This window comes from Pararhizobium sp. A13, from assembly GCF_040126305.1.
GTDB lineage: Bacteria > Pseudomonadota > Alphaproteobacteria > Rhizobiales > Rhizobiaceae > Pararhizobium.
On the sequence record NZ_CP149510.1, the window covers coordinates 148,026 to 166,784 of the forward strand.

Below are 18,759 nucleotides of genomic sequence, written 5' to 3' on the forward strand. Positions count from 1 at the left end.
GATGACTGGCCTTCGCCCTACGACAGGGGCGGAGGCATCGTCGCGTCGTCAGCCGGCCTGATCCTCAGCCGGGTGATCCGGTTCTTCACCCGCTTCATGACGATGAAGCGCTTGCCGTAGAAAGTGAACGCCTGGCGCTCCTCGGGGATCGTCTTCGATTCGTGGATGACCAGGCCGGCGACCGTCGTCGCCTCCTCATCCGGCAAATTCCAGTCGAGCGCACGGTTGAGATCGCGGATCGGCACGCTGCCGTCGACGACGATCGACCCGTCGGCCTCCTGGCGAACGCCCTGGATTTCCAGATCGTGCTCGTCGGATATATCGCCGACGATTTCCTCCAGGATATCCTCCAGTGTCACCAGCCCCTGGACCTCGCCATATTCGTCGACGACGATGGCGAGATGCGCCTTACGGCGCAGGAAGGCGTTGAGCTGATCCTTGAGATTGGTCGTGTCGGGCACGAACCAGGGCTTTTGCGCAATGCGGACGATATCGAGATTTTCCGGTTCGACATCGGGCTCGGCGAGTGCGCGCAGCAGATCTTTGGCGTGGACGACGCCGATGATATTGTCGGTCGAGCCGCGCCAGACCGGCATACGGGTATAGGGGCTTTCCAGAACCGCGCGAACCGAAACCTCCGGCGCATCGTCGGCGTTGATGCCACGCATCGAGGTGCGGTGGATCATGATGTCCGAGACCTCGAGTTCGCCGAGATCAAGCACGCCGCCAAGCCGGTCGCGATCCGCCTTGATGACGGAGCCTTCGCGGTGGAGGAAGTCGACCGCTCCGCGCAATTCTTCGTGCGCCGTCAACATCGGCATTTCGGAGGAGAGATTAACGCCGAACAAGCCAAGGATGCGCCGTACAATGCCATTGACCAGACTCGACAAGGGGCCGACGACGATCACCAACAACCGGACCAGCGGCGCAACGGCAAGCGCGAACCGGTCGGGCGCGGCGATCGCCCAGCTTTTCGGCAGAACCTCGGAAAAGACCACGAGCAGAATGGTCATGATGACGGTGGCAAACGCCACGCCGGAATCGCCGAACAGCCCGAGGAAAAGACTGGTGGTCAGCGACGACGCGAGGATGTTCACCAGATTGCTGCCGATCAGCAGCGTTCCGATCATCCGGTCACGCCGCGCGATCAGCCGAACCACAATGCCTGCACTGATATCGCCGTTGCTTTCCAGCGTGTGCATGCGAGAGCGGGACACCGCCGTCAACGCTGTTTCTGCACCAGCGAAAAATGCGGAAAACACCAGCAGCCCGAGCACCGAAACGATTATCAGCCAGTACTCGGCCAGAAACGCGACTGCGGCTTCGATGGTCATCTGGGATGTTTTTCCTCAAGAAACCGCAGCACTTCGTTGGCGGGCACGTCGTCGGCGACGAAGGACTGGCCGATACCACGCGTCAGGATGAAGGTCAGTTTGCCGCCCTTCACCTTCTTGTCCTGGGCAATCGCATCCATAAGCTTTTCCGCCGGCGGCAATGTGCCGGGAATGTCGTTCATGCGGGTCGGCAGACCGACGGCTTTCAGATGCGCCTCGACGCGGGTCGCATCGTCCGGGCTTGCGAGGTTCATGCGCGCCGAAAACTGGTGCGCCAGCACCATGCCGATCGCAACGCCTTCGCCGTGCACCAACCGGCGGCCATCATACTGCGTGGCTGCTTCGAGTGCATGACCAAAGGTGTGGCCGAGATTGAGGAGCGCGCGCAGACCGTTTTCGCGCTCGTCGGCTGCGACGACATCGGCTTTCGCCTGGCAACTGATGGCGATCGCCTCGATGCGAGCGTCGCCGCCGGCAAATACGGCCTGCCAGTTCTTTTCAAGCCAGGCGAAGAAATCCGGCTTGTCGATCAGACCGTATTTGGCGACTTCGGCATAACCGGCCCGGAACTCGCGCGGGCTCAGCGTATCGAGCACATCGGTATCGGCGAGCACGAGGTCGGGCTGATGGAAGACCCCGATCAGGTTCTTGCCGTGCGGCGAATTGATGCCGGTCTTGCCGCCGACGGAGGAATCCACCTGCGCCAGCAGTGAGGTCGGGATCTGGATGAACCGCGACCCCCGCCGGGCGATACCCGCGGCAAAGCCGGTGAGATCGCCGATGACGCCACCGCCAAGCGCGATCACCGCATCGTTGCGCTCGATTCGCGCACCGAGGATCGCATCGCAGACGGGGATCAGGTGTTCGAAGCTCTTGGTCTTTTCGCCCGCCGGCAGGACGAGCGACACGGCCTCGATCTCCTTCGCCTTCAGGCTCGTCATCAGCGGTTCGAGGTAGAGCGGCGCAACATGCTCGTCGGTGATGACCGCCATCCTGCGGCCCTTCAGCCGAGCCGCGATTTCGCCGGCTGCGGTCGCGATCAGGCCGGGACCGATGAGGATATCGTAGGAGCGGTCACCGAGATCGACGCGGACGGTGCGCTTGGCGGCGGATGGGCTGGCAGATGTCATTGTTTCACTTCTTCGGCATGGCGGCGAGAGCAGTAAGAACCTCTTCCACCATCACCTCTTTCTTCACATCGCGGGAGATCACTGTCAGGTCCGCCTCGGCATAGATCGGATAGCGGGCATGCATCAGGTTTTCGAGCGTCTGCTTGGGGTTTTCAGTTCTTAAAAGCGGGCGGCTATCGCGCTTGTTGACGCGCTCCCACAGGGTATCCAGATCGGCCTTGAGCCAGACCGAAAGGCCTTGTTTCTTGATATGACGGCGGGTGCGCTCGTTGATATAGGCACCGCCGCCTGTGGAGACGATGCGCGGGCCGGTATGGAGCAGCCGCTTGATGACGCGGGTTTCGAGCGCACGGAATTCTTCTTCGCCATAGGCTGCGAAGAGATCGCTGATCGTCATGCGCGAAACGCGCTCGATCTCATGGTCGGAATCGATGAAGGGAATGCCGAGCGCCGTTGCCGTCATCCGGCCGATCGCCGATTTGCCGGCTCCCATCAGACCGACGAAGACGAGGTTTCGCCGCCCGAGCGCGGCCTTCGCCCGCTCGATCAGCGCCTCGGAAACCGGTTCGATCACGTCGCTCATGCAGTTTCAATTTCCCCGTTCCGCTCCGGTATCGACAAATCGACGGGTAGCGTCAAGACATGGCTGCATACGACCTCAAGCATGATGCCCAAAAGTGTGAAGCAGTTTTCGGGCAACATCATGCCCCACTTCGAGAGAAACCGGCAGTTCTTGCACTTGCGAACGGGCGTGGTCATATAGATGCCAAGCTGAGGAGTTCAAAATGCCCACCCTGTTCCGGTTCCTGTTCATCTGCGCCATGATCGCCGGGGTGATTTACGGAAGCATGGTGGCCCTGGTGACGTTCGTCGACCCGGTAGAGCGCGACGTCACCATTCGTATCCCCTCGGAGCGGATCAACAAGACCCAATGATCGACCTTTCCGCCGCCCATATGGAATCCTTCCTGGAGATGATGAGCGCCGAGCGGGGTGCTGCCAACAACACACTTCTGTCCTATGAGCGCGACCTGGAGGACGCTTATTCCTTCCTGAAACAGCGTGGCGTCAAGCCGACGGAAGCCGCCTCGGAAGATCTGCGCGCCTATCTCGCCCATCTCGCCCAGCAGGGTTTCAAGGCATCGTCACAGGCCCGCAGGCTTTCGGCGCTCAGGCAATTCTACAAGTTTCTCTACGCCGAGGGTCTGCGAACCGACGATCCGACCGGCGTTCTCGACGCGCCGAAGAAAGTGCGCGCGCTGCCGAAGGTGCTGAGCATCGACGATGTTTCCAAGCTGATCGGGCAGGCGGAAATCGAGGCGGCACGGGCGGACGGCGATGTCGTTGCACGGTTGCGGATGCATGCGCTGATCGAACTGCTTTATGCGACCGGCATGCGCGTGAGCGAGCTGATCGCACTGCCCGCTTCCGTGCTTGCCCAGAATGGCCGTTTTCTCGTCATTCGCGGCAAGGGCAACAAGGAGCGGATGGTGCCGCTTTCGCATTCGGCAATCCGCGCCCTGCAAGCCTATGGCACCGAAATGGCCAGGGACAATGCCGCACAGAAGACGCCGCCGCCCGAAAGCCCATGGCTCTTCCCATCCTCCGGCAAGGCCGGTTACCTGCCGCGGCAGGTTTTTGCCCGCGATCTCAAGGGGCTCGCGGCCCGCGCCGGTATCCGCGTCGCAGCGATCTCGCCCCATGTGCTGCGCCACGCCTTTGCCAGCCACCTGCTTGCCAACGGCGCCGACCTTCGCGCGGTACAGGAACTTCTCGGTCATTCGGACATTTCAACGACACAAATCTACACCCATGTGCTCGAAGAGCGGCTGCATCAGCTTGTCCAAAACCATCACCCCCTTGCCAAACAGGCGAAAAAACAGGATTAGGAGCGCCAGAACACTTGGCCGGAACTACTGGGATCATCATGTCCGCGGCCACTGGCGCAATATGATCGGAAACGCATCACATGCACAATTATCTCGATTTCGAAAAACCAATCTCTGATCTCGAAGGCAAGATTCACGAGTTGAGGAAGATTGCCAGCGAAGACGAGAGCATCGACACCACCGACGAGGTCGAGCGTCTTGAAGTGCGCGCCCGCGAAGCGATGGCTGAAATCTATTCCAAGCTGAACCCCTGGCAGAAGACGCAGGTCGCACGCCATCCGCAGCGTCCGCACTTCCAGGAATATGCCGCCAGCCTCTTCACCGAATTTACGCCGCTAGCCGGCGACCGCAAGTTCGCCAATGACGAAGCGATCCAGGCCGGCCTTGCGCGCTTTCGCGGCACGCCTGTCGCCGTCATCGGCCAGGAAAAGGGCAACGACACCAAATCGCGCATCAAGCACAATTTCGGCAGCCCCCGTCCGGAAGGCTACCGCAAGGCGATCCGCGTGATGGAAATGGCCGACCGTTTCAGCCTACCGCTGATCACGCTGATCGACACTGCCGGCGCTTATCCCGGCATCGGCGCCGAGGAGCGCGGCCAGGCGGAAGCCATCGCCCGCTCGACGGAAATGTGCCTCAACCTCAAGGTTCCGATCGTCTCCGTCGTTCTCGGCGAAGGCGGTTCGGGCGGCGCGATCGCAATCGCCACCGGCAACCGCGTCTATATGCTGGAACACGCGATCTACAGCGTGATCTCGCCGGAAGGGGCAGCCTCGATCCTCTGGCGCGATTCCACCCGCGCCAAGGAAGCGGCGACCAACATGAAGATCACCGCCGAGGACCTGAAGTCGCTCGGCATCATCGACGGCATTATCGGCGAGCCGGTCGGCGGCGCGCACCGCGATCCGGACGCCGTCATCGCAAAGACCGGCACGGTGATCGCCGATGCGCTGAAGGAACTGTCCGGCCGCACCGGTGACCAGCTGCGCTCCGACCGCCGGCAGAAATATCTGGCGATTGGACGCCAGCTTTAAACATATCCATGGATTCCGCGGGGTTGGCCGGTCAAATTATGGTCGCGGTCCAACCTTGGCCATAATCTTGGCGTTTGGAACGGCTGGCGTAAGGCGGATCTGCAAGGTTAATATTTTGTGAAGTATTAAGGACGTATTGATTCTCCGTGGTCCGCCTCTGCGGGAGCGTCACGTTCAATCGTTTTCTCTATGGGCCCTTGCCGATGCGTCTGACACATCTTGTTGCCACCGCCGCCATCGCCGCGCTGCTCGCAGGCTGCACTGCCAATGAGGCGATGGATACAGTCGATGTCGATCTCAAGAAGGTCTCGAGCAAGGTAAACTACCAGCTTTCCGGCAAGATCGTGCAGAAGATGCAGGCAATGAGCATGGCGAAGGAATCGCCGATCATGCTGCGCATCTTCAAGGAAGAAGGCGTGCTCGAAGTCTGGAAGGCCAATGCCTCCAATCGCTTCGAAATGCTGCGCCAGTACAAGATCTGCGCCTGGTCGGGCAAGCTCGGCCCGAAGGTCAAGGAAGGCGACCGGCAGGCACCGGAAGGCTTCTACCCGATCGCACCGGGCCAGATGAACCCGCATTCCAGCTATTATCTGGCGATCAATACCGGTTATCCCAATCGCTTCGACCAGGCCAACGGCCGTCACGGTTCGAACCTGATGATCCACGGCGCCTGCTCCTCGTCCGGTTGTTACTCGATGACCGACGAGCAGATGCAGGAGATCTTCGCGCTTGCCCGCGACGCCTACAAGGGCGGCCAGCAGGCGGTCCAGCTACAGGCCCTGCCCTTCCGCATGACGGCGGAAAACATGGCGCGGCACCGCAACAGCCCGAACATCGATTTCTGGAACATGCTGAAGCCCGGCTACGACCAGTTCGAGATCACCAAGCGTCCGCCCGAGGTCAATATCTGCGAGAAGAAATACGTCTTCAACCAGCAGACCGACGGCAAGTTCAGCCCGACGGGCCCCTGCCCGGCGATGTCGACGCCTGCGGTCATGCAGGGAGCACTCGCCGCCTACAACAAGAAATACAATGAAGACTATGCCAAGGCGATCAAGAAGCTCGACGGCATGGTCTGGTACGAGCCGAGCGAAGCCGAGCGCAAGGCGATCGTTGCCAAGCAGCGCGTCGGCAAGGAACTGGCCTACGCGCCAACCGGCACGTCGCTCGACGCCGGCAAGCTGATGAAGGTCGCCGACCTCGAAAAGCAGGAAGCCCGCCGCCGCGAACTGGAAGAAGCCAAGAAGGCGATCGAAATCCAGAAGGCCGAGTTGGAGAAGTCCACCCGCAACGGCAAGACTGTGCCGGTGCCGGCCGAAAACCCGCTACCGCGCCCGGTCGAAACGGCCTCGGTCGAACAGACGGCTGCCAGGAAGAGTTTCTGGGGGGGCCTGTTCTCCAACAACGGCGATGATGCGCAGAAACTGCATCCGGTGGCCGCAGCCGCCGGTGATGCCGCTCAGCAACCGGCAGCAGTCGCCACGGCCCGGGCGGCTGGTGCCGAAACGACACAGAAGCCGGTCGAAGCAGCGACACAAGCAACCGCCACAACCGAGGCTGCACCGGTGGCCGTTGCTGAACAGGCGCCTGCCGGCAAGGGTTTCTGGGGTCGCCTATTCTCCAAAGACAGAGCTGATGCGGGGAAACCTGAGCTGGTAGGCACAGCGCCCTCTGACATCGCAAGTCAGCAACCTGCGGGTCAAAAACCCGTCGCGGATACCGCCCAACGACCCGCAACCGTCGCCACGGCTCAGCCCGCTGCCACCGAAACGGCACAGAAGCCGGTTGAAGCGGCGACGCAGGCAATAGCCACAAGCGGGAGCGCACCCATGACCGGGCAGGTCGTTGCCGAGCAGCAGCCGAAGAAGCGGCCGTTCTGGAAGCTCTGGGGCAATTGATGCCCGACGCGGACAGCCTGATTTATGATCTCAAGGGGCTGAAATGCCCCTTGCCGGTTTTGAAGACCCGCAAGCGCATGAAAACCCTTGCCCCCGGCACGCTGATCATCGTCGAGACGACCGACCCGCTGGCAATCATCGACATCCCGCATTTCTGCAACGAGGACGGGCATAGCTTGGAGCAATCCGAATCCATGGGGACCAGCCATCGGTTCGTGATCCGCAAGAAGGCCTGACGCACCTTGGCGCTGCGCGGATCAGCCAGGACTTTTGCGGACCGCAGGTGAGTGGCCTGGATCAAGCCACCGGCCTTTGGACGCGGTAAGGTGTCCGGCAGCGCGGCAAGATCAGGCACGGTGTTTTCAACCGATGACCTGGATGGCACATCGGTCAGCGGCTCAACGCCCGTTTCAACAACGGGCGGTTTGTTTGCGGCGTCGAATTGTTGCTGTGTCAGGACATCGACGGTGACGCTATCCTGCAACGGAGAGGCCTGTCGGCGCGGCGCCACGGCGAAGAGGAGCGCAAGTCCGATCAGGACGTGAAAGCCGAGCGAGGCGCCAAGTCCCCACGGGCTGGGCCGGCTGGACCGAGGCGCCGGTCCTGGCATGTTGCCGATGACTTCACCCGCCCCGAGAAACATGCCAGCCCTTTGCCGCTGAAAGCTACATCCTGAGACCCGGCACAGCCAGTGGATTGTCCTCCAGCGCCTGCCGGTCCGGACGGTCGATGCGTGGCTTGCCGGTGAACGCGTCGAAGAGATCGCGCACGAAGGCTTCCGGCAGTTCCTTCGTGATCAGCACCATGCGGGTGCGCCGGTCGGAAGGGTCCGGCCAGGCGGCCATACGCTGCGGCGGATGGAACACCGTCTGCACGCCGTGCAGGATCAGCGGCCTGTCCGGATTGTCGGACATGGCAACGATCGCCTTCATGCGAAGCAGTTTTTCGCCATGGGCGGAGCGCAGGAGATCGATGAACATCTCCAGCGCCATCGGATCGATCGGCCGGTCATGGACGATGCTGAAGGAGCGGATATCCGCGCCATGGCGGTTCTCGTCATGATGATGGTGGTGATGTTCGTGACCGTGATCGCAGGGCTCATGGTGATGGTGATCGTGGCCGTGGTCGTGGTGGTGACCTGCCGTGGCCTCGTCCTGAAGCCAGCGGCCGACATCGGCAATCTTTGTCGTCGGATCATAGAGCCCGCAATGGAAAAGCTCTGCCTTTCCTGCTTCGGGCAGATCGCCGTCCATCATCGGCGCGCGCGGATTGAGGTCTCTCAGGCGCGCTTTTAGTAAAACCACCGCATCCGGCGTCGCCAGCGACACCTTGCTGATCACCAGCCTGTCGGCCATGGCGACCTGCTTGACCGCTTCCTCGTGATTGGCGAGCGTCGACAGACCGTTGACCGCATCGACGATCGTGACGACGCCGTCGAGACGGTAGCTCTGGGCAATGACCGGATTGCCCATCACCGATTGGAGCACGGGCGCCGGATCGGCAAGCCCGGTGGTTTCGATGACGACACGCTTCAGCGGCTTGATCTTGCCCGTCTGCATCCGGTCCATCAGATCAGCCAGCGTATCGACCAGTTCGCCGCGCACTGTGCAGCAGAGGCAGCCATCCGACAGCTCGATGATGCCGTCGCTCGACGCCTCGACCAACAGGTGATCCAGCGAGACATCGCCGAACTCGTTGATGATAACGGCGGTGTCGGTGAGATCGGGATCCTTCAGCAGCCGGTTGAGGAGCGAGGTCTTTCCGGCACCGAGGAAGCCGGTGAGGATCGACACCGGCACGGCATTGAGGACAGGGCTCATATCTTATCCGATCGGTACAGAGACTTAAAAAACCGGACGAGGGACCGGGATCGGAATATTGGCAACATCGCCCTGTGCGGTCTCGGTCTGCCCGTTGACGTTTACAGCTTTCTCGGTGCCGGGGATAAGACCGGCGGCAACGAGGTTCAGCGGGCGGTTGATCTCATGGATATAGGGCGACTGCAGTTTCTGCCGGCCGACTTCGTCCCGGTTTTCGGAGCGGATCTTTGCGGCCTTCGGATTGCAGATTTCCTTGCTGACATCGGCGACCATGTCACGGGTTTCGCCATAAGGCGCGATCTGGCCAAGACCGGGCTTGCCGGCGCCACTCGACGTCAGGCCAAGCTGCAGCAACCGCGCCGATTCGTCCGCCCGTCCGCCGAGGCTTTCGGCACCGAGGACGACGGAAACGACGGCACGCCCGTTGCGCGTCGCCGAGGAGACCTGATTGAAACCGGAAGCGCAGATGAAGCCGGTCTTCATGCCATCGGCGCCATCGAAGCGGCCGATCAGCATGTTGAGGTTGGGATAGTTCTTCTTGCCCGTGGTGAAGCCTTCATAGGCGAAATAGGGAGCGTATTGCGGGAACTCACGCTTGATGGTGACCGCCAGCACGGCAAGGTCGCGGGCTGTCGTGTATTGGCCGGCACCCGGCAGACCGTTCGGATTGATGAAATGCGAGGAGGTCATGCCGATCCGCTGGGCTTCGGCATTCATCAGGTTGACGAAGGCGGGTTCGGAACCTGCGACCGTCTCGCCGATCGCAACCGCGATGTCGTTTGCGGATTTGATCAGCATCATCTTCAACGCACTGTCGAGCGTCACCGCCTGGCCGGGCTTGTAGAACATCTTGCTCGGCGGCTCGCCCGCCGCATTCTTCGACATCACCACGGGCGATTCGAGCGTCAGCTGACCGGACTTCAGGGCGCGGAACGTCGTATAGGCCGTCATCAGCTTGGTGAGCGAGGCCGGATACCACTTCTGATAGATATCCTGCTGCTCGTAGACCTTCAGCGAATTGACGTCGACGACCAGCTTTGGATTGGCCGCGCCGGGCATGGCGGTTGCAAGGAGCGCCGCGCAGGCCCCTGCCAGCACGGAAAATAGCTTCACCTGGCCGCTCGTCCGGATTCCATTCGTCACCACAATCAGACCTCGAAATTTCGGGAATTGCCTCGTATCGTCCGGCTATTTAACCTATATGGCGAGGTAATGGCAAAGACCATTCTTCTGCATCGATGCCAAAAATCCCGTACCCTATGCCCGCAATGGACCCACAGGAACCAACAATGCCCCTTCTCAACCGCGCATCAGAGCTCCAGAACGAAGTCACCGAATGGCGACGACACCTGCACACGAAGCCGGAACTCCTGTTCGCCGTGGAAAATACGGCAGCCTTCGTCGAAAATAAACTGAGGGAATTCGGGGTTGACGAAATCGTGACCGGTCTTGGCCGCACCGGCGTCGTCGGTCTGATCAGGGGCAATCACGGCGAAGGCCGGACGATCGGCCTGCGCGCCGACATGGACGCCCTGCCGATGACCGAGACGAGCGGCAAGCCCTGGGCTTCCACCGTGCCCGGCAAGATGCATGCCTGCGGCCATGACGGCCATACCGCCATGCTGCTGGGTGCTGCAAAGTACCTGGCGGAGACCCGCAACTTCAAGGGCGCGGTCGCCGTGATCTTCCAGCCGGCGGAAGAAGGCGGCGGCGGCGGCAACGAAATGGTCAAGGACGGCATGATGGAGCGGTTTTCCATCGAGGAAGTCTACGGCATGCACAATATGCCCGGCATGCCGCTTGGCCAGTTCGGCACCCGCGTCGGTCCGATCATGGCCTCGACGGACGAATTTACCATTACCATCGATGGCCGCGGCGGCCATGCGGCGCAACCGCACAAGACCATCGACCCGATCGTCATCGGCTCGCAAATCGTCAATGCCCTGCAGACGATTGCCTCGCGCACTGTCGATCCGCTTGCCTCGGTCGTCGTGTCGGTCACCAAATTCAACGCCGGCTTTGCCCACAACATCATTCCCGAGCAGGCGACGCTGGCCGGCACCGTGCGTACGCTGAGGCCGGAGGTCCGCGATCTCGCCGAAGCACGCATCAAACAGATTTCGGAAAGCCTCGCCTCCGCCTATGGCGCCAAGGTCCGGGTGTCCTATGGCCGCAATTATCCGGTGACGGTCAATCACCGGGAGGAGACTGGCCACGCGCTGTCGGCCGCGGCAAGTATTGTCGGCGAAACAAAGGTGTCAGCAGATCTCGACCCGATGATGGGCGGCGAGGACTTTTCCTATATGCTGCTCGCCCGTCCCGGCGCCTTCATCTTCATCGGCAACGGCGAGACCGCCGGCCTGCACAATCCCGCCTATGACTTCAACGACGAAGCGATCCCGCACGGCATCTCCTATTGGGTGAAGCTCGCTGAAATGCGGCTGGCGGCGTGACGACTTCGGGATGGCGCCGATGCATGAGATAGACAAGATCGACCGGCGGATACTCCACATCCTGCAGGCGGACGGCCGGATCACCAACCTCGAACTGGCCGACCGCATCGGCCTCTCCCCGACAGCGACCAGCGAGCGACTGCGCCGCCTCCTGAAGGAAGGCTACGTCTCCGGCTTCGGCGCGCGGCTCGATCCGCACAAGCTGGGCTTCGGGCTTCTCGTCTTCATCGAGGTCATGCTCGACAAGACGACACCGGAAGTCTTCGACAAGTTCGCTGTCGCCATCAAGCAGGCGTCGGCCGTGCTCGAATGCCACATGGTGGCCGGCGGCTTCGACTATCTCGTCAAGACCCGCTTCGAGGACATGCACGCCTACCGCAATTTCCTCGGCCAGGTGCTCTGGACGCTGCCGGGCGTCAAGGAGACGCGCACCTATGCGGTGATGGAAGAGATCAAGAACGACGGGCCGCTGCCGCTGGTGTGAGTTTACCCCCTCCCCCTTGTGGGGAGGGTTGGGGAGGGGCTTTTTCTTTACTAGGAGAGTAAACCCCTCCCGACCCTTCGGGCCAGCCTCCCCACAAGGGGGAGGGTAAACCGAGTCCCTTACAGCGTCGCCATGTCGATGACGAAGCGGTAGCGGACGTCGCTCTTGATGACGCGCTCATAGGCTTCGTTGACCTGATCCATGCGGATCAGCTCGATGTCAGAGACGATGTTGTGCTCGCCACAGAAATCGAGCATCTCCTGCGTCTCCTTGATCGAACCGATCATCGAGCCGGCAATGCTGCGGCGGCCCGGAATGAGCGAGAAGGCATGCACCGGCACCGGATTTTCCGGAACCCCGAGCAGGACGAGCGTCCCGTCCACCTTGAGCAGGCCGAGATAGGCGTTCCAGTCGATTTCCGCCGAGACGGTGCACAGGATAACGTCGAACGTGCCGGCCAGCGTCTTGAAGGTCTCCGCGTCGCTGGTGGCGTAATAGTGATCGGCACCCAGCTTGAGGCCGTCTTCCTTCTTCGACAGCGACTGGCTGAGGACGGTCACCTCCGCATCCATTGCATGGGCAAGCTTGACGCCCATATGGCCGAGACCACCCATGCCGACGATCGCGACCTTCTTGCCAGGACCGGCGCCCCACTTGCGCAGCGGCGAATAGAGCGTGATGCCGGCGCACAGCAGCGGCGCCGTCGCTTCGAAGGGCAGATGCTCCGGAATGGAGAGGACATAACCTTCCTTGACGACGATATGATCGGAATAGCCGCCCTGGGTCGGCGTCTTTCCGTCAGCCTCCACGCCGTTGTAGGTCGGCACGAGACCAGGCATGTACTGTTCGAGATCCACGTCGCGGCTGGCACAAGTCGTGCAGCTGTCGACGAAGCAGCCGACGCCGACCCGGTCACCAATCTTGAATTTCGAAACCTTGGATCCGACGGCGGTGACGATGCCGGCGATCTCGTGGCCGGGAACCATCGGAAACATCGAGTTGCCCCATTCATTGCGGGCCTGGTGAATGTCCGAGTGGCAGATGCCGGAATATTTGATACTGATGACGACGTCGTCCTCGCGCGGTTCTCGCCGTTCGAACGTGAAGGGTTGCAACGGCTTCGACGCATCCGTCGCCGCATATCCTCTTGCCAGGGCCATGGGTCACTCCTTTATGTGATGAGGCGGGGATTGTGATGGAAGCACGAACGGCCTCTCCCCGGACGCGCACTATGCAGGGAGCGACAGGCAGGCGTTAGAGCAATCCTGCAAACTTATTGTACGATCCTGCAAAACATGTCGCTGGAGTTTTGCAAACACGCGTTAAGAGACTACCTGTCGGGCTGCGTGATGGCATCTAAATAGCTGGAAAGACTTTCGATTATGACAGATTCAAGAACCCCGCGCAGTCAGGAACTGGTTGATCTCATTGCCCGTTTCGCCAAGGAAGATGGTGATCATCCGACAGCGATCCCTGGTTTGAGCGTCCATCGGCACGCAGGGACGGGAACAAAGGCCTGCGGTTCCTACAAGCCGAGTTTGGCGCTGATCGCGCAGGGCGCAAAACAGGTCATGCTCGGCGACGACATCTATCGCTACGGCCGCGGCGACTATCTGCTGACCTCAATCGACTTGCCGGTCACCACCCAGATCATCGAGGCGACAGCCGAAGAGCCTTATCTGAGCATGATATTTCAGATTGACACGACCAAGATCGCCGGGCTCGTGGAACATGCCAGCCAAGACGATCGCAGCCCCGCCCCTGCCGAACGCGGTATGGCCGTCAGCACGCTGACCCCGGAGCTTGAAGATGCCGCCACAAGGCTGCTTCGGTTGCTCGACCGGCCGGCCGACGTTCCGGCTCTGCTGCCGCTGATCGAGCAGGAAATCATCTATCGGCTGCTGACGGGACCGCAGAGCGGCCGCCTGCGCCAGATGGCCATCGCCGACAGCCAGTCGCACCAGATCAACCGCGCCTGCGTCTGGCTGAAGGAGCATTACGCCCTGCCGCTGAAGATCGAGGAGCTCGCCAACCGCGTCAGCATGAGCGTTTCCTCGCTGCATCACCATTTCAAGGCGATCACCGCCATGAGCCCGATGCAGTACCAGAAGCAGCTGCGCCTGCAGGAAGCACGCCGGCTGATGCTGGAGGAGATGCTCGACGCGGGATCGGCTGGCCATCAGGTCGGTTATGAGAGCCAGTCGCAGTTCAGCCGCGAATATGCGCGGCAGTACGGCGAGCCGCCGCGGCGCGACGTCGGTCGCGTCCGCCGCAGCCTGATAGACCGGCTGACCGGCGGTGTGGAAATGCTGAGCGAGGGATAAGCCTCTCGCTCAAGAAGCAAATTTGGCGGGCGGGAGCGGGAGCCGGCTGTAATCGGCCAATTTTTCCGGTCGTTAAAATTGTCGCCTTTCTCGCGCGACTTCCTTTACGGCATTTCCGTAGCATTCTTGCACACAGAGGCGAGGAGCATGTGATGGCAAATCACCGAAGAGAAGCCTATTCGGCGTTCGCAGAAGATCATAGGCAGCTTGGAGCCGCGAAGGGTCCCTTCTCGCCGACGCTGCGCATAAAGGCGCTCGCCGCCGCCGTTCTGGCCGGCGTCCTTTTTTGGGGCGCGGTCGTCTTTTTCATCATGCGCTGACGCCGAGGCCGGGTTTCCCCGGCGGTATCCGGCCGTCAAGCTGAAGTGCGAACCTTCAGAGGCGCATTCTGGCACCCGCGGCTACATCCGGCTGAACTCCGGCGGCCGTACCACCAAGCCTCTCGACGGCATTTCGCTCGAAAAACCCGCTAACACGGCGTTACATCGCGAAACAATTTGCGATGATTTTTTTCGGAACGATCGCTCCGCCTCTCGCATTGTGGACCACATGGCCATGACAAAACGAAAGGAGTGAGCCATGAAAACGAAGATCCTGATCCTCTCCGCTGCCGTTCTCGGCATGATGTCGAGCGCCGCGCTGGCCGAAGATGGCGCCATCACCGGTGCCGCTGGCGGTGCGGTCACAGGCGCCATCGTCGGCGGCCCGGTCGGCGCTGCCGTGGGCGGTGTCGTCGGCCTCGCAGCCGGCGCCGCGCTCGATCCCCCGCCGCAGAAGGTCGTGACCTACGTGGAACAGCAGCCGCTGCAGCAGTCGGTCGTCACCGAACAGCCGATGGTCGTCGGCAAGCCCATCCCGCGCGACGTGGTGCTGGTCCCTGTGCCGGAAGACACCCGCTACGCCTATGCGATCGTCAACAACCAGCGCGTGATCGTCGATCCGAAGACCCATACGGTCGTGCGGATCATGCAATAAAGCAGGTATCGCATGAAGCAGAAGGGGCGGACGGTGGTCCGCCCCTCGGTTGGGCGGCGTCCTCGTTCTTCGACAGAGAAACCGTCCAGCCGCATCCTGAGAAGTCCGCCCCCACTTCGGCAGGTTTTAGTTTTCCCGCAGTATTTCCAGGAGTAATCTGTTTATCGAGTTTGGACGACGGGAAGAGATGTGATGAAAAATCTGATTTCAAGCTGCGCCATCTTGGTCGCACTCGCGTCCTGTACGCCATACCAGGAGCAACCGATACCCGGAAGCATCACCTATGGCGGTCACCAGCCTCGCACGAAACTGACGAAGGCACCGATCGGCAGCACGTTTACCAATCAGATCATGGACGAGACCGGCCGCATGGCCATCGAGACCTACAGGATAGAGCCGGACCGCTCGCTCACGCTGATCAGACGCGAACGCCTCCGGCCCGGATTTTTCTCATATGATTGAGAACTTGGGCCCGACCGAGACCATATCGACCGATATTCAGCCAGGCTGGTTGAACGCATTTGACGACCGCCACTCAGAGACGTTCTGTCATCTATGTCTCCGGGTCGGACAATTGGAAAAATGGTAGCGGGAGAGGGACTCGAACCCCCGACACGCGGATTATGATTCCGCTGCTCTAACCACCTGAGCTACCCCGCCATCGGACTTGGACGCGGGCTTGGCCGCTGTCGTCGCCGTCAGTGGGGCGGCTTATAAGGTGCGGTTCATGCCGGTGTCAAGCGGAGCCGTTTTAAAAAATTGGAAGTTTTCCAACGGTCCGTGGACAATATGTTGAGCAAGGGGCGCCAGGCGCCCCTGCCCCGTTCAGGCCGCGGCCGAACTCTGCAGCAGGTCCTTCAGCGCCGCTTCGGCTGCCGCTTCGCGCTCGGAACGCAGGATGAAGCCGCCGCCATAGACGCGGGCGTCCTCGCCGGTGCCGGAATAGAGCGCGCAGGCCTGCCCGGGGGCAACGCCTGCCTCGCCTTCCAGAAGTTCGACCGAGATGCCGCCTGCATCGGCGTGCAGGATGGCGGGTGCCGGCTGGCGCGTGGAGCGCACCTTGGCGAAACAGGTGAAGCCTTCGGCTGCCACGTCACGAATATCGCCGTCGCCCAGCCAGTTGACGTCGCGCAGATAGACGCGGCGGGTTTCCAGCGCTTCCTTCGGGCCGACGATGACGCGGCGCGAGCGGGCGTCGAGATGCACGACATAAAGCGGCTCGCCCGTAGCCACGCCGATGCCGCGGCGTTGGCCGATCGTGTAATGCAGGATGCCCTCGTGGCTGCCGAGCACACGGCCGTCGAGATGGACGATATCGCCCGACAGAGCCGCATTCGGCTTCAGCTTCGAGACGATATCGGAATATTTGCCCTGCGGCACGAAACAGATGTCCTGGCTGTCGGCCTTCTTGGCGACGACGAGGCCCATGTCTTCGGCCAGCGCCCGCGTTTCGGCCTTCGTCAAATGACCGAGCGGAAAGCGCAGATAGTCGATCTGTTCTTGCGTCGTGGCAAAGAGGAAATAGCTCTGGTCGCGATCGGCATCGGCGGGGCGGAAGAGCGCGCGGCGGCCGGGCGCTCCCGGCTGCGGATTTGCTTTGGAGCGGATATAGTGCCCAGTCGCCAACGCATCGGCGCCGAGTTCGCGCGCGGTCGCCAGCAGATCGGCGAACTTCACCGTCTGGTTGCAGGCCACGCACGGAATCGGCGTTTCGCCGGCGACGTAGCTTTCCGCGAAGGGATTGATGACGGTTTCGCGAAAGCGCTGTTCATAGTCGAGCACGTAATGCGGGATGCCCAGCACTTCGCAGACGCGGCGGGCATCGTCGATATCCTGGCCGGCACAGCAGGAACCGGCGCGGTGCACGGCGGCGCCGTGATCGTAGAGTTGCAGGGTGATGCCGAGAACGTCATAGCCCTCACGTTTGAGGATGCCGGCCACGACCGAGGAATCGACACCGCCGGACATGGCAACGACGACGCGCGTATCTTCGGGCTTGCGATCAAAATCGAGACTGTTCACGGTTTCCAATCCGGCATTCCGGTCCATCGGCGGGGTTTCGGCACTTCTGCGCGACCATACCCTGTTTCCTGCAAACGGCCAACGCCGCAGCGAAGCGTGCCCGGCAACTACGCCTACCCGCAAGCCCGCTATATAGAAAGTCGCGAGGATATGGACAAGTGCCAGCTGAAAACGCGCTTAGATGAGCTTCATTCGCATGGCGCGGGCGATCGCTTGCATCCGGTTGACGGCATCGAGCTTGCGTGTCGCCGTCTTGAAATAGCTTGAGACCGTGTAGACGGAGATGCCGAGGATGATGGCGATCTCGTCGCTACTCTTGCCGGCCGCGGCCCAGCGCAGGCATTCGATCTCGCGGGCCGACAGCTTGTCGCGCGACGAGGCCCCGGTTTCGAAGGTGTGTTCGAGGATTTCGAACAGTTGCAGCAGGGTCAGATAGAGGTCCGCGGTCTCAGCCCTGTCGGGCTCGCTGCGGGGGCCGGAGAGGAGAACGGCGAAGGCCTCCCCGTGGGTGGTGTGCAAGAGGACGGCAAAGGCGTTGCGCATCGACTGGCCCGCAAACAGCGCACCGATGGTATCGACGGCATTGTCACCTTGGGCGTTCATGAGGACGGCCGTTTCGGCAAAGATCGGCAGCTTCGTCTGGCGCAGCCGCTCGATCAGCATACTGGCATGGAACACTGTGACGGCATCATATTCCCGCACCATGTCGGAGGACCAGCTGCTCAGCACAAGACGCTCGGCAAAGCGCTGCTGCTCGCCGGAAGGAATACGCGCGACCATGAAGTGGCTAAAGCCGAACTGGGCCGTGCACTGGCGCATCAGATGCAGCACTTCATATTCCGTCTGGATTGCGGGACTGTTCATGTCCGAAAGGAAATCAGCATAAGCCTCGCTTCGCAAGGCCAGCTTGTCACGGTCTCTCATAATTTCGATCACCAACCTGCCGGCCTATGCCGCCGGCGCTTCAAAAAATTCTCATTCCATAACTTTTTTCTTAAAGCAGCACACGGGCCGAAAGCGGCAAACTCCGAAAGTGCCGGGGAAAGCACAATCGAAGCAACAGACCGGAGTTTGGAAATAATGCGACGCAGTAAGAGCCGTTCCAGAGCATCGAAAGAGATGCGCTATGCTCAATTACCGGGCGGTTTTACCAAAGCATTTAATCAAATTGCAACCGTTACATTTGCATGGCTCCCATGCAAATGTTTGTTTCAAAACATTTCTTGCCTCGAAATCAGGAGGCGGATGATCGCTAAAACCTGTTCTTTTGTGGGGGAGGCGCCGCCAGCGGCTGGCTGTCGTCGCGCGGCCAAGTGTTCCGGTCCATGCCAGCAACGCCCCGGAAGTCTCTAAAATTATGAGCAAATTGTTACCGTGCGCTTAGGCAAATGTTAAAT

18 protein-coding genes, 1 tRNA gene and 1 pseudogene are annotated in these 18,759 nt (G+C 61.1%); 11 read left to right on the top strand and 9 right to left on the bottom strand.

Translation table 11 applies throughout. The annotated features are described in order from the left end of the window. Window positions 1-17: 17 nt before the first annotated feature. From WI754_RS00730 to WI754_RS00740, 3 genes are read right to left on the bottom strand one after another with little or no spacing between them, the layout of a single operon-like run. Window positions 18-1,334 (bottom strand): HlyC/CorC family transporter, encoded by a 1,317-nt coding sequence (locus WI754_RS00730; protein ID WP_349435664.1) that lies wholly within the window; start codon window positions 1,332-1,334, stop codon window positions 18-20. Next, window positions 1,331-2,464 carry a 3-dehydroquinate synthase gene (gene aroB / locus WI754_RS00735; protein ID WP_349435665.1) on the bottom strand — a complete coding sequence of 378 codons (1,134 nt, stop codon included), beginning with the start codon at window positions 2,462-2,464 and terminating at the stop codon, window positions 1,331-1,333. Before aroB ends, WI754_RS00730 begins: the two co-directional genes overlap by 4 nt. 4 nt (window positions 2,465-2,468) lie before the next feature. Further along, window positions 2,469-3,047 carry a shikimate kinase gene (locus tag WI754_RS00740; RefSeq protein WP_349435667.1) on the bottom strand — a complete coding sequence of 193 codons (579 nt, stop codon included), beginning with the start codon at window positions 3,045-3,047 and terminating at the stop codon, window positions 2,469-2,471. A 202-nt stretch (window positions 3,048-3,249) separates the two neighbouring features. Between WI754_RS00740 and WI754_RS00745 the strand changes: the two genes are divergently transcribed. From WI754_RS00745 to WI754_RS00765, 5 genes and pseudogenes are all read left to right on the top strand, one after another. After that, a complete protein-coding gene (locus WI754_RS00745) occupies window positions 3,250-3,399 on the top strand; it encodes a hypothetical protein (protein ID WP_037120560.1) in 150 nt (49 codons plus the stop codon). Next, a complete protein-coding gene (xerD, locus tag WI754_RS00750; protein ID WP_349435669.1) occupies window positions 3,396-4,352 on the top strand; it encodes a site-specific tyrosine recombinase XerD in 957 nt (318 codons plus the stop codon). The genes WI754_RS00745 and xerD overlap by 4 nt, the downstream gene beginning before the upstream one ends. Before the next feature lie 80 nt (window positions 4,353-4,432). Further along, window positions 4,433-5,386, top strand: coding sequence for an acetyl-CoA carboxylase carboxyltransferase subunit alpha (locus WI754_RS00755; protein WP_349435670.1), 954 nt, complete (start codon window positions 4,433-4,435; stop codon window positions 5,384-5,386). A gap of 203 nt (window positions 5,387-5,589) precedes the next feature. After that, a pseudogene (locus tag WI754_RS00760) lies at window positions 5,590-6,591 on the top strand (murein L,D-transpeptidase family protein); the annotation flags it as partial. A gap of 692 nt (window positions 6,592-7,283) precedes the next feature. After that, a complete protein-coding gene (locus WI754_RS00765; protein WP_349435671.1) occupies window positions 7,284-7,520 on the top strand; it encodes a sulfurtransferase TusA family protein in 237 nt (78 codons plus the stop codon). Window positions 7,521-7,949: 429 nt separating this feature from the next. On the opposite strand, the gene WI754_RS00770 is transcribed toward WI754_RS00765, so the two are convergent. Both WI754_RS00770 and WI754_RS00775 read right to left on the bottom strand, forming a co-directional pair. Beyond that, entirely contained in the window at window positions 7,950-9,104 is a 1,155-nt protein-coding gene (locus WI754_RS00770) for a GTP-binding protein (RefSeq protein WP_349435672.1), read from the bottom strand. Window positions 9,105-9,128: 24 nt separating this feature from the next. Further along, window positions 9,129-10,202: a D-alanyl-D-alanine carboxypeptidase family protein gene (locus WI754_RS00775; RefSeq protein ID WP_349437685.1), complete on the bottom strand. Its 1,074-nt coding sequence runs from the start codon at window positions 10,200-10,202 to the stop codon at window positions 9,129-9,131. A 191-nt stretch (window positions 10,203-10,393) separates the two neighbouring features. Between WI754_RS00775 and WI754_RS00780 the strand changes: the two genes are divergently transcribed. Further along, window positions 10,394-11,557, top strand: coding sequence for a M20 aminoacylase family protein (locus WI754_RS00780; RefSeq protein ID WP_349435674.1), 1,164 nt, complete (start codon window positions 10,394-10,396; stop codon window positions 11,555-11,557). A gap of 19 nt (window positions 11,558-11,576) precedes the next feature. After that, complete coding sequence (locus WI754_RS00785) at window positions 11,577-12,041, top strand: Lrp/AsnC ligand binding domain-containing protein (protein ID WP_349435675.1); 465 nt, start codon at window positions 11,577-11,579, stop codon at window positions 12,039-12,041. Window positions 12,042-12,160: 119 nt separating this feature from the next. Here WI754_RS00785 and WI754_RS00790 read toward each other — a convergent pair whose 3' ends face one another. After that, complete coding sequence (locus WI754_RS00790) at window positions 12,161-13,201, bottom strand: NAD(P)-dependent alcohol dehydrogenase (RefSeq protein WP_349435676.1); 1,041 nt, start codon at window positions 13,199-13,201, stop codon at window positions 12,161-12,163. Window positions 13,202-13,423: 222 nt separating this feature from the next. Here WI754_RS00790 and WI754_RS00795 point away from each other — a divergent pair, with 222 nt between their 5' ends. From WI754_RS00795 to WI754_RS00810, 4 genes are all read left to right on the top strand, one after another. After that, window positions 13,424-14,365 carry an AraC family transcriptional regulator gene (locus WI754_RS00795; protein WP_349435678.1) on the top strand — a complete coding sequence of 314 codons (942 nt, stop codon included), beginning with the start codon at window positions 13,424-13,426 and terminating at the stop codon, window positions 14,363-14,365. Window positions 14,366-14,517: 152 nt separating this feature from the next. Next, window positions 14,518-14,685, top strand: a complete 168-nt coding sequence (locus tag WI754_RS00800; RefSeq protein ID WP_349435679.1) for a hypothetical protein — start codon at window positions 14,518-14,520, stop codon at window positions 14,683-14,685. Between the two features lie 259 nt (window positions 14,686-14,944). Continuing rightward, entirely contained in the window at window positions 14,945-15,340 is a 396-nt protein-coding gene (locus WI754_RS00805; RefSeq protein ID WP_349435681.1) for a DUF1236 domain-containing protein, read from the top strand. Between the two features lie 192 nt (window positions 15,341-15,532). Then, window positions 15,533-15,802 (top strand): hypothetical protein, encoded by a 270-nt coding sequence (locus WI754_RS00810; protein WP_349435682.1) that lies wholly within the window; start codon window positions 15,533-15,535, stop codon window positions 15,800-15,802. Window positions 15,803-15,923: 121 nt separating this feature from the next. On the opposite strand, the gene WI754_RS00815 is transcribed toward WI754_RS00810, so the two are convergent. The 3 genes from WI754_RS00815 to WI754_RS00825 form a co-directional block, all read right to left on the bottom strand. Next, window positions 15,924-16,000 (bottom strand) — tRNA-Met (locus WI754_RS00815). A gap of 165 nt (window positions 16,001-16,165) precedes the next feature. Continuing rightward, window positions 16,166-17,389, bottom strand: coding sequence for a tRNA 2-thiouridine(34) synthase MnmA (gene mnmA / locus WI754_RS00820; RefSeq protein ID WP_349435684.1), 1,224 nt, complete (start codon window positions 17,387-17,389; stop codon window positions 16,166-16,168). Window positions 17,390-17,539: 150 nt separating this feature from the next. After that, window positions 17,540-18,286, bottom strand: coding sequence for a LuxR C-terminal-related transcriptional regulator (locus WI754_RS00825; RefSeq protein ID WP_349435685.1), 747 nt, complete (start codon window positions 18,284-18,286; stop codon window positions 17,540-17,542). Between the last annotated feature and the right edge of the window lie 473 nt (window positions 18,287-18,759).